This is a genomic window from Vibrio sp. OPT46, from assembly GCF_015163535.1.
GTDB classification, from domain to species: Bacteria; Pseudomonadota; Gammaproteobacteria; order Enterobacterales; family Vibrionaceae; genus Vibrio; species Vibrio alginolyticus.
In genome coordinates, this window is the sequence record NZ_JADDYG010000250.1 from 23,068 (window position 1) to 32,750 (window position 9,683).

The window sequence follows — 9,683 nt, forward strand, 5'->3', positions numbered from 1 at the left end:
GTGCTGATGTCTTGCTCCCTGTGCTTGATATCGAGCCTGGTGTATTTGCGATTGCGGGCATGGGTGCACTGTTTGCTGCAACGGTACGTGCACCGATTACTGGTATTTTGTTAGTGATTGAAATGACGAATAACTACTACTTAATCCTGCCATTGATCATTACTTGTTTGGGCGCTGTGATTATTGCTCAATTGTTGGGTGGACAACCTATTTACAGCCAGCTGCTGCATCGCACAATCAAAAACGAAAAGTTACGCCAACAGGATCTACCGGAGAATCAATCAACATAACATTCTCTTTGTTATCACTTCGCTCCGGACTATCGAAGGGTTTGGAGCGATAAACTCTGCATTTTTGCATCTTTTTCCAAATATTCGATACCAAACTCACAAAATTATCATTCTCTGATATTTGCTCACCACCTTTCATGAGAAACCCCTCTCCATACTTGTTAGTATTCGCTACTTAAATAGAGCATTTCATCCAAATCGTCATGTTTTGTTTCATTCAGGCAAAAATCAAATGGAGTAGATTTGAACTGGAGAAGACTTGTGCAGTTTTATAGTGTCCCGCCGTCTCAAGCCGCGTTGGCACTAGGTATGATAGGTTTAGGGCAAGCTTGGGCACTCTATGTTCCTGAGATTGGTGAACCGATACGCCCATTTTTGGCGTCACTCGGCGCACTTTTACTCGCCCCTGTACTCATAAAATATGCCGCGAATCCACGATTATTCATGGTCGACATTCGTCACCCGCTGAGTGGTAGTTTAATGGCACCAATGAGTATGGCGTTACTGATCCTTGCAGATTATCTTGCCGCTGTAGCACCTATCATCGCTTATCCACTTTGGTTTATGGCGCTTTTGCTGCATTTTACTATGATGGTGCTGTTTTTTAGCTTTCAGCTAATGAACTTCAAAATGTCCAATATCGTACCGAGTTGGTTTCTTTATCCGGTGGGGCTAATCAGTAGTTCACTAGCCGGTTCTCAACTAGGTCACAACTTATTCTCCGAAACATTAGCGATGATGTGCATCGGCATTTATTTCTTCATGCTGCCACTCGTGTTGTATCGTTTAGTGTTTTTCGGCTCTCTACCAAGGCGAGCAAGACCGACCCTCGCGATTATGGCCGCGCCGGTAAACTTGTCATTAGCAGCATACTTGGTGAACTTTCCCTTACCTGATCCGATACTGACAGGCGCATTGGCAGGGATCGCCATCACTATGACTTTATTGATCTACTTATGTTACTTCCGCTTACTTCGCTTGAAGTTTCAACCTTCTATCGCGGCAGTAACCTTTCCTTCCGTGATCAGCGCTATCGCAATGCATCGCTTAACCTCTTTTTTTGCCGAATCGCACCCTCACTGGCACTGGCTGCACGACTTTGGTTTTCTAGAGCTCAGTATCGCGACTGTATTGGTTGTTTGGGTATCGGCAGGTTACGTCAAAATGTATTGGCCAGAAATCATGAAGTCATTTTCTAAACAAGCATAAAAAAAGGATGGCGTTTGCCATCCTCTTAGAATAGTGCTTGGTTACCTAACGTAAACCGTGCAGAAACTCGGCACGCGTTGCTGGGTTGCTTTTGAAGATACCGCCCAATGCTGTTGTCGTGGTTTCGCTGGTTGCATCCATCACACCGCGAGATTTCACACAGTAGTGTGTTGCGTCAATTGTCACTGCCACATCATCAGACTCAAGCAACGTTTGAAGTGCAACAAGAATCTGCTGAGTCATACGCTCTTGAACTTGTGGACGCTGGGCAAAGAAGCGAACGATACGGTTGATCTTTGATAGGCCAATGATCTTGCCACGTGGAATGTAAGCCACAGCCGCCTTGCCATCAATGGTCACAAGGTGGTGTTCACAAGTACTGGTCACTGTGATGTCCTTCACGCGAACCATCTCGCTCACGTTCATCTTGTTCTCAATCACCGTGATTTTAGGGAAGTTAGAGTAATCCAGACCGGAGAAGATTTCGTCAACGTACATCTTAGCAATGCGGTGTGGGGTTTCTTCTAGGCTATCGTCGGTAAGGTCAAGTTGAAGCAGACCTAAGATCTCACGCATGTGGTGTTCGATCTTCTCTTTCTTCTCTTCACGACTTACGTTGTTTGGACGCATTGGCGTTTCCAAACCGCGTTGCTCTAGCGCTTCTTTTACTAACTTCGCTGACTCGCTAAGACCTGACATTCCACTTCCTCTTTTGTTTTACTTCAGCCTTCGTACAAACCCAATCAAAATTGCATTCATACTTTTCGCTTTGAGTTGCTCAGTTCGTGTCTTTACACCAAGTCACATCAGATGAAGGTACTGAGCTGATTTTCTTGAGCTCCGCAGGTTTTTTACCCCTTTTGGATGGCTGACAAGGATACTCGGATTTTTGAATAATTACACCCATATTTTATAGGTGGACATTCTTACTCAGTCCCCTTTTATGGTAAAGTTGCCACAAAACAAAAGAACACAGGATTTTCTCAATGGGCTGCTGCGACGCACCTGGCTTGATGCCAATTGAAGAAGCGATGGACAAAATGTTATCGCGAATCAAACCTATCCAAACAACGCTTTCTCTTCCACTTGCTGAAGCACTCGGTTTTGTACTGGCAGAAGATATCTTGTCTCCTATCCACGTACCGCCATTCGACAACTCAGCAATGGATGGCTACGCTATTCGCATTCAAGATCTTGAGTCATCTTCTGTATTGCCTCTGGCAGGTAAATCATTTGCAGGACAACCTTTTGAAGGTGAATGGCCTCAAGGTACCTGTGTTCGCATCATGACTGGCGCAAAAATCCCACAGGGTTGTGATGCCGTTATAATGCAAGAAAACACAGAAGTGACGGATGCTGGCATTCAGTTCAACCAAACTGACGTGAAGCCGCAAAACAACATCCGCCCAACAGGTGACGACATCAAACAAGGCGACATCGTACTGGCAAAAGGTGCGCGTTTGACACCTCGCGATATTCCGATGATTGCGTCTCTTGGTGTTAGCCATGTGACTGTAGTACGTAAACCAAAAGTTGCGTTCTTCTCTACTGGTGACGAGCTTAAACCACTGGGCGAACCGCTAGACGAAGGTCAGATCTACGACAGCAACCGTTACGGTATTAAACCGCTTATCGAGAACTTCGGTTGTGAAGCCGTTGATCTTGGTATCATTCCAGATTGCCCAGAGACTCTAAAAGCGACCTTTGAGCAAGCGCAAACATTGGCAGATGTGGTCGTGACCTCAGGCGGTGTCAGTGTAGGCGAAGCAGATTACACCAAAGACATTCTTGAAGAACTTGGTGAAATTGGCTTCTGGAAGCTAGCAATCAAGCCGGGTAAACCTTTCGCATTTGGCAAGCTAAGCACTGCTTGGTTCTGTGGTCTGCCAGGTAACCCGGTTTCTGCAGTTCTTACTATGTACGTGCTTGTTCAACCAATGCTGGCAAAACTTGCAGGTCATACCGAATGGAAAGCACCCGAGTCTATTCCAGCAACAACCAAAACCGCATTTAAGAAAGCGCCAGGTCGTACCGATTATCAACGTGGTATCTACACATTGGAAGATGGTAAGTTTGTGGTTGAAACAACCGGCAACCAGAGCTCTGGCGCGTTCCGCTCAATGAGCCTAGCGAACTGCTTTGTTGTATTGGAACGCGAACGCGGCCGAGTTGAAGTGGGCGAAACGGTTCAGATTCAACTATTCAACTCAACCCTTTACTAGGAAGTCGTTGTGGATATTCTTTCCGATCAGGAAATGCTGCGTTACAACCGCCAAATCATTCTTCGTCAGTTTGACTTTGAAGGACAAGAAGCACTCAAACAAGCATCGGTATTGATGCTTGGTGCTGGCGGTTTAGGCTGCGCATCAAGCCAATATTTGGCCACTGCTGGTGTCGGTAAAATCACACTGATTGATGATGATATCGTCGAATTGTCTAACCTTCAGCGCCAAGTGCTGCACCACGATGCAGATATTGGTCGTAAGAAGGTAGAATCAGCGGCAGATGCACTACGCGAACTTAATCCGCACATTATCGTAGATACCATCGCAAAACGTCTTGATGATACAGCGTTAGAAAGCCTGATTAAGCAACACACTATTGTTGTCGATGCATCAGATAACGTCGATACGCGCAATCAACTTAACCGCCTATGTTTTGCGACCAAAACACCGCTAATTTCAGGCGCGGCCATTCGTATGGAGGGCCAAGTGAGTGTGTTTACTTACGATGATCCAGCACAACCATGTTACCAGTGCTTAAGTGCCCTCTTCGGCAGCGGTGCGTTAAGTTGTGTCGAAGCCGGAGTCATGGCGCCTGTTGTGGGTATTGTTGGCGCAGTACAAGCGATGGAAGCGATCAAAGTGATTGCTGATTACGGCCAACCAAAGAAAGGCAAAATTCTGATTTTGGACGCGCTCAGCATGTCTTGGCGAGAAATGAATCTGATGAAAATGCCAACCTGTCCGGTTTGTAGTTAGTTCTAAACCTCTAATCATTCCCAAAAAGCCCAACTCGATGTTGGGCTTTTTTCTCATTTTGACAATCAGATTTAAAACCCCTCTTCTTACAAATATTAAATCAATAAAATTCAACAACTTAAAAGTTGGCACATTCCTTTCATTGCATATATCACGAACCAATGAGAGGGCGAATTATGAAAAGGACATCACTACTACTTGGGTCTCTAATAGCGAGCGCTTACGCACAAGCGGCGCCATTTGATACGTGCCCAAGCCAAGCATACCTGTTCCAATCAACCCCGGTTCAAATCTATGGCGTCAATTTGGTTACAGGCTCTACGACTCTTTTAGAGGACGACACAGGTTTGGCTTCGGGCATCAACGGTGTAGGCTTTAACTTCACTGACCGTTATATCTACGGCTACGACACCACAAACAAAAAGATTGTTCGTCTTGGTCAAGACTTCCAAGCAGAGACACTTGATGTTTCGGGTCTTCCTACCGACCACACGTTTTACGTAGGTGACGTTTACAACCACGTCTACTACTTGTACCGCAAAGGCAAAGGACTTTTCTCCATTGACCTTTCTCCGCTCGATTCTGATCCAAATGCGACATTGAGCATCGTGAAAATCAGCTCAACAGCGACTGTGAACCTAACCGACTTTGCATTCCATCCAGGTGATGGCTCCCTTTACGGCATCGACAACAACTCTGGTGTGCTATATCAGTTCAACCCATCAAATGGTAGCGCAACTGCGATAGGTGACACAGGTGAGAAAGGCACATTTGGTGCTGGCTACTTCGATGTAAACGGCAACTACTACGTGTCACGTAACCAAGATGGCAAAATCTATCGCGTTGACCTTTCGGAAGGTAACGCAGCCAATATCGCAGCAGGTATCGTTCCTGCGGTTGAGTTTGTATCCAACGGTCCAAGCTCAAGCCAAAATGACGGTGCACGTTGTGCAAATGCTCCGGTGATTAACGAAGACGAGCCAATTGATTTTGGTGATGCTCCAGACAGCTACCACACCACGCTTGCGTCAAACGGTCCTCGCCACGAAGTGGACGGTGCAACTTGGCTTGGCTCTGTTGCTCCAGATGGTGATGCCGACGGACAGGCAAACGATAACTCTGTGGGCACAGCCGATGAAGATGGTGTTGGTTTTGTATCCGCACTTGATCCAGGCTTAAGCTCAATTGTGAATGTGACAGCTTCTACTTCTGGCTACCTATCAGCATGGTTTGACTGGAACCGCGATGGTGACTTTGATGATGAAGGTGAGCAAGTCTTTACCGACCAATTACTGTCTGCGGGTAATAATCCCCTACCGTTTGTAGTTTCAACCGCTGCAACGGAAGGGTCTAGCTGGAGCCGATTCCGCTTTAGCCAACAAACCGGATTAAACTACGATGGTGGTTCGACGTCTGGTGAGGTGGAAGATTACCCAATTACCATCACTGGTAATGGTTACTCAGTGGAGTATTTCCCGAGTGCAGAAGATTACGCCACCGTGGCTTACGAAGATAACTGGCCATACACCGCAGACTACGACATGAACGATGTGGTCGTGAAATTCCGCATCACTGAAACCAGTCTTGCTGGTCATGTTGAGAATATCCAGATTACAGGTGACCTAGCGGCCTACGGCGCAAGTTACAAAAATGGCTTCGCAATCCGACTACCGGGTGTATTGAGAAGCTCGATTGAAAACGGATTAACAACGCTATCCTTCAATGGTGTAGAACAAGCATCTAATGGTTTGGAAAGTATTTCTGATGAAGCAATTTTCATCATCAGTGAAGACTTAAGCACACACGCGGCTAGCAGCTGTAGCTACTTCCGTACCGAGTCTGGCTGTGATGATAACGTTTCACTCACCTTTACCTTGAATGTGTACTTCACCGAAGGCTCTGACCGTTCAGCCATTCAAGCCATGCCATACGACCCGTTCATCTTCGCAACGCCGGGGACTTACCATGGCGACGGGATTACCTTCCAACCAGGTCGTAAATGGGAAGTTCACTTAGCAGACCAAGCACCAACAGAACAGTTTGATGACCAAAACCTCTTCGGTGTCGGCGTCGATGCAAGTGCCCCTGCGCAAGGTGTGTACTTCAAAACAGCAAACAACTTACCTTGGGCACTGTTGATAGTAGAAGATTGGGATTGGCCGCTAGAGCGTGTAGACATGGTCGATGCATACCCTCAATTCCAAACTTGGGCTGAGTCTGGTGGCGAACGAAGCACAGATTGGCACACCGCTCCAACACCTAACAAATGCTACATTCCATAGGGAGATAACATTATGAAAGCACTTATCACAATCATCATGGGATTAGCACTAACGGCTTGTGGCGGTGGCGGCGGAGGTGGTAACAGTACACCACCTTCACCAACCCAAACCACCGTTGCAGAGGAAGACACAACCCAACAGGAAGAAACAACCGTAGAAGAGACTACCGTAACTGTAGAAAATGCAACCATGCAGGACCTAGTAGTACCGGATGGCTTTAGCTACAACTCAGTGACGGAGGGTACGCTCAATGTAGACATCAGTGGTTTCTCTTCACAACGTGCACACCTAAGTGTGTACAAAGAGTTTGTCGAGAACAGTTCAGGTAACTACGATGCAAAATATCCAAGCAAAGTCGCATCGGTTCCACTCAACAACGGTACAGCAAACGTCGACTTTAATGTTTCTGATAGCCAAGGTAGCCTACTTGTTGAAATTTGGTTCTATGACGGCAGTGACCCAATTCAGAAAGTGATTACTTCTGGAGACAACACTTGGACCATGTAACTAGATAGATTGAAGGCATGGCGAAAGCGACCTTTCATCATAAATCTTCAATCTCAAGCTTAAAAATCGCATCGTTCTTTTGAACATGCGATTTTTTTGTTGTAAAACAGTAAGATTATCCACCTAGCAAACTAAAGACAATGCAAGCACTGATTAGTACTGATGAACTCAATAGCCTTCTCGGCCAACCTAACGTCAAGCTCCTCGACGCTAGTATTGCGTTTCAAATCCCTTCTGAAGGCAAAAAGATTCAAGATAAGTGGATTCCAAATACTTTACGCTTCGATTACGACAATGACTTTTGCTTACCCGGTTCTTCCCTGCCGCATATGATGCCAACAGAAGAAGGCTTCAACCAAAGTGCGCAACAACTCGGTTTGAACAACGAAGATTTGATTGTGGTTTATGACAACTCAGGCACTTTAGCCGCGCCAAGAGCTTGGTGGATGTTCAAAGCTATGGGACATGATAATGTTCGAGTCTTAAACGGCGGCCTTCCCGCTTGGATTGAAGCCGGATTCCCTGTTGAAAGTACCCTATCGCAACCAAGCGAAGAAGGTAACTTTGCAGGTAAGCTCAACCAAAATGCCTTTTTGAGTGCACAAGATGTTCTTGCTCATTCAACCAATAAAAGTGCCAACATCATCGATGCCAGAGCCAAAGCACGATTCCTTGGTGAAGTGCCTGAGCCACGAGAAGGTCTACGTAGTGGGCACATTCCAAATTCGGTTTGCTTACCGTTTCAAGAACTCTTGACCAACGGTCACATTAAACCAAACTCAGAGTTGCAACAGATATTTAGCGCACTAACGATAGATAGTGACAATTCGATTATTTTTAGTTGCGGTTCCGGTGTAACCGCATGCATTTTATTACTCGCGGCGTATCAAATTGGTCTAGACAATCTGTCGGTGTACGACGGTTCTTGGACCGAATGGGGTGCTGACCACTCTCTACCTATCGAGCGTTAAGACAAGTGTCTGTTTAACAAAGTATCTTACGTTTATCTAAAGATGATGTGTTCCAATAAACTAAACGCAGCTTCTAAACCAAACTTGTCATTTCGAAATAGAAACTGGCTATGAGTGATTTGTCCCTCCTCATAGCCTGACTACATCAAAAGCCGACTATTTCCGTTAGCGTTCAGATGTCGCGTTACCGTGCATTTGCTCATCTAAGTTGAGCACGGTTAATGCGTTACTAACGCTCGTGGCGATCACGTCTATCGCTCCAGTTCTTAATGCTCCGAGTAGAGCGAGTGGCTTGCTGTTCTCAGCTGCGATCGCAATGACTTCCGAGATCGGCCGAAACTCTTCAATACCAAGTCCAATTACTCGGTCACTCATTACCGTGTTCGCTACATTACCGTGAATATCAAAGAAGTCATAACCTGCAAAATCCCCTACCACACCTTGTTGAAGTCTCGACTGAACCACTTCATCAGGCGTAAACCAACCTAAGTCGACCATGTAACTGTTTTCGCTCATGTCACCAATACCAACCAAAGCAACATCGGCTTTACGTGCTAGGTCGAGCGTTTGTTTCACGGTTGCATTTTGCATGAAGGCCAACTTCTGTTCTCTATTTTCTGCGTATGCCGGCGCATAAAGGGTTTCAGAGGTTCCCCCATATTTCTTCGCCAACTGACGACAAATATGGTCGGCGTTATACATACCGCCACGCGGGTGAATACCACCAATGCCACACACAAATTTACAGTCACGCGGCGTAATAACACCAATATGGTGAGCGACAGACGACACGTTGCGCCCTTGTCCGACCGTCACCACCATGCCGTTTTTGAGCGTGCTAGTGAGATAATTGGACACCAATCCCGATACCTGTAGTCGTTGCGCTTCTTCATTCGGTTGATCAAGAGCAACAAGCGCGCGCTTAACGCCGAATCGCTCGATCAAACGTTGTTCAATCTTGGCGCTGAACACCGGATGGTATTTAACGGTAATTTCAACAATGCCTTCATCACGCGCCTGCTTGAGCATTCGCCCGACCTTTGCGCGTGATATGGCAAATTTTCTCGATATCTCTTCCTGAGTCGCACCGTCTTGATAATACGCGACGGAAATCTCTGTCAACAAATCCGTGTTTTCAATGGAAATATCTTGATTAGAACTGCTCATGGTTTCTCTCGCCCTTTAAGAGGATCGATATTGTATGCAATAAGTGAACATATGCTCATTGACTTAGCATATGTTCTTTATCAATTTAAACGCTACATTTGCTCATCGCAATAACATTTTCTCACTACAATTTTTTACCCTCTTGGACAACGCTCAAGCTTTGAACAATAAGGGCAATCGTTTATTTGGGTTAACCACTAAACACACAGTAAAAAAACGTTGATGAAGTTCACTATAAGTCCATTTCAGCGATTGACTTTCAGCATAGATAGGATA

9 protein-coding genes are annotated in these 9,683 nt (G+C 45.9%); 7 read left to right on the forward strand and 2 right to left on the reverse strand.

Annotation, left to right across the window (positions count from 1 at the left end; all coding sequences use genetic code 11):
- Window positions 1-290: chloride channel protein (locus IQR33_RS32840; protein ID WP_228013861.1), on the forward strand; the 290-nt coding region annotated here is incomplete at its 5' end.
- Between the two features lie 261 nt (window positions 291-551).
- Window positions 552-1,499 carry a TDT family transporter gene (locus IQR33_RS11100; RefSeq protein ID WP_005373475.1) on the forward strand — a complete coding sequence of 316 codons (948 nt, stop codon included), beginning with the start codon at window positions 552-554 and terminating at the stop codon, window positions 1,497-1,499.
- Between the two features lie 45 nt (window positions 1,500-1,544).
- On the opposite strand, the gene folE is transcribed toward IQR33_RS11100, so the two are convergent.
- Window positions 1,545-2,198: a GTP cyclohydrolase I FolE gene (folE, locus tag IQR33_RS11105; RefSeq protein ID WP_005373478.1), complete on the reverse strand. Its 654-nt coding sequence runs from the start codon at window positions 2,196-2,198 to the stop codon at window positions 1,545-1,547.
- Between the two features lie 287 nt (window positions 2,199-2,485).
- Between folE and moeA the strand changes: the two genes are divergently transcribed.
- From moeA to IQR33_RS11130, 5 genes are all read left to right on the forward strand, one after another.
- Window positions 2,486-3,721, forward strand: coding sequence for a molybdopterin molybdotransferase MoeA (gene moeA / locus IQR33_RS11110; RefSeq protein WP_017635208.1), 1,236 nt, complete (start codon window positions 2,486-2,488; stop codon window positions 3,719-3,721).
- A 9-nt stretch (window positions 3,722-3,730) separates the two neighbouring features.
- Window positions 3,731-4,480, forward strand: a complete 750-nt coding sequence (moeB, locus tag IQR33_RS11115) for a molybdopterin-synthase adenylyltransferase MoeB (protein WP_038895741.1) — start codon at window positions 3,731-3,733, stop codon at window positions 4,478-4,480.
- A gap of 176 nt (window positions 4,481-4,656) precedes the next feature.
- Window positions 4,657-6,762, forward strand: a complete 2,106-nt coding sequence (locus IQR33_RS11120; RefSeq protein WP_064369355.1) for an LruC domain-containing protein — start codon at window positions 4,657-4,659, stop codon at window positions 6,760-6,762.
- Between the two features lie 12 nt (window positions 6,763-6,774).
- The gene (locus IQR33_RS11125; RefSeq protein ID WP_017819903.1) at window positions 6,775-7,269 is read left to right on the forward strand and encodes a hypothetical protein; all 495 of its coding nucleotides are present in this window, start codon (window positions 6,775-6,777) and stop codon (window positions 7,267-7,269) included.
- Between the two features lie 140 nt (window positions 7,270-7,409).
- Window positions 7,410-8,240 carry a sulfurtransferase gene (locus IQR33_RS11130; RefSeq protein ID WP_047101230.1) on the forward strand — a complete coding sequence of 277 codons (831 nt, stop codon included), beginning with the start codon at window positions 7,410-7,412 and terminating at the stop codon, window positions 8,238-8,240.
- A gap of 165 nt (window positions 8,241-8,405) precedes the next feature.
- Here the strand turns inward: IQR33_RS11130 and IQR33_RS11135 are convergent, their stop codons facing one another.
- Window positions 8,406-9,407, reverse strand: a complete 1,002-nt coding sequence (locus IQR33_RS11135; RefSeq protein ID WP_005387670.1) for a sugar-binding transcriptional regulator — start codon at window positions 9,405-9,407, stop codon at window positions 8,406-8,408.
- Window positions 9,408-9,683 lie beyond the last annotated feature (276 nt).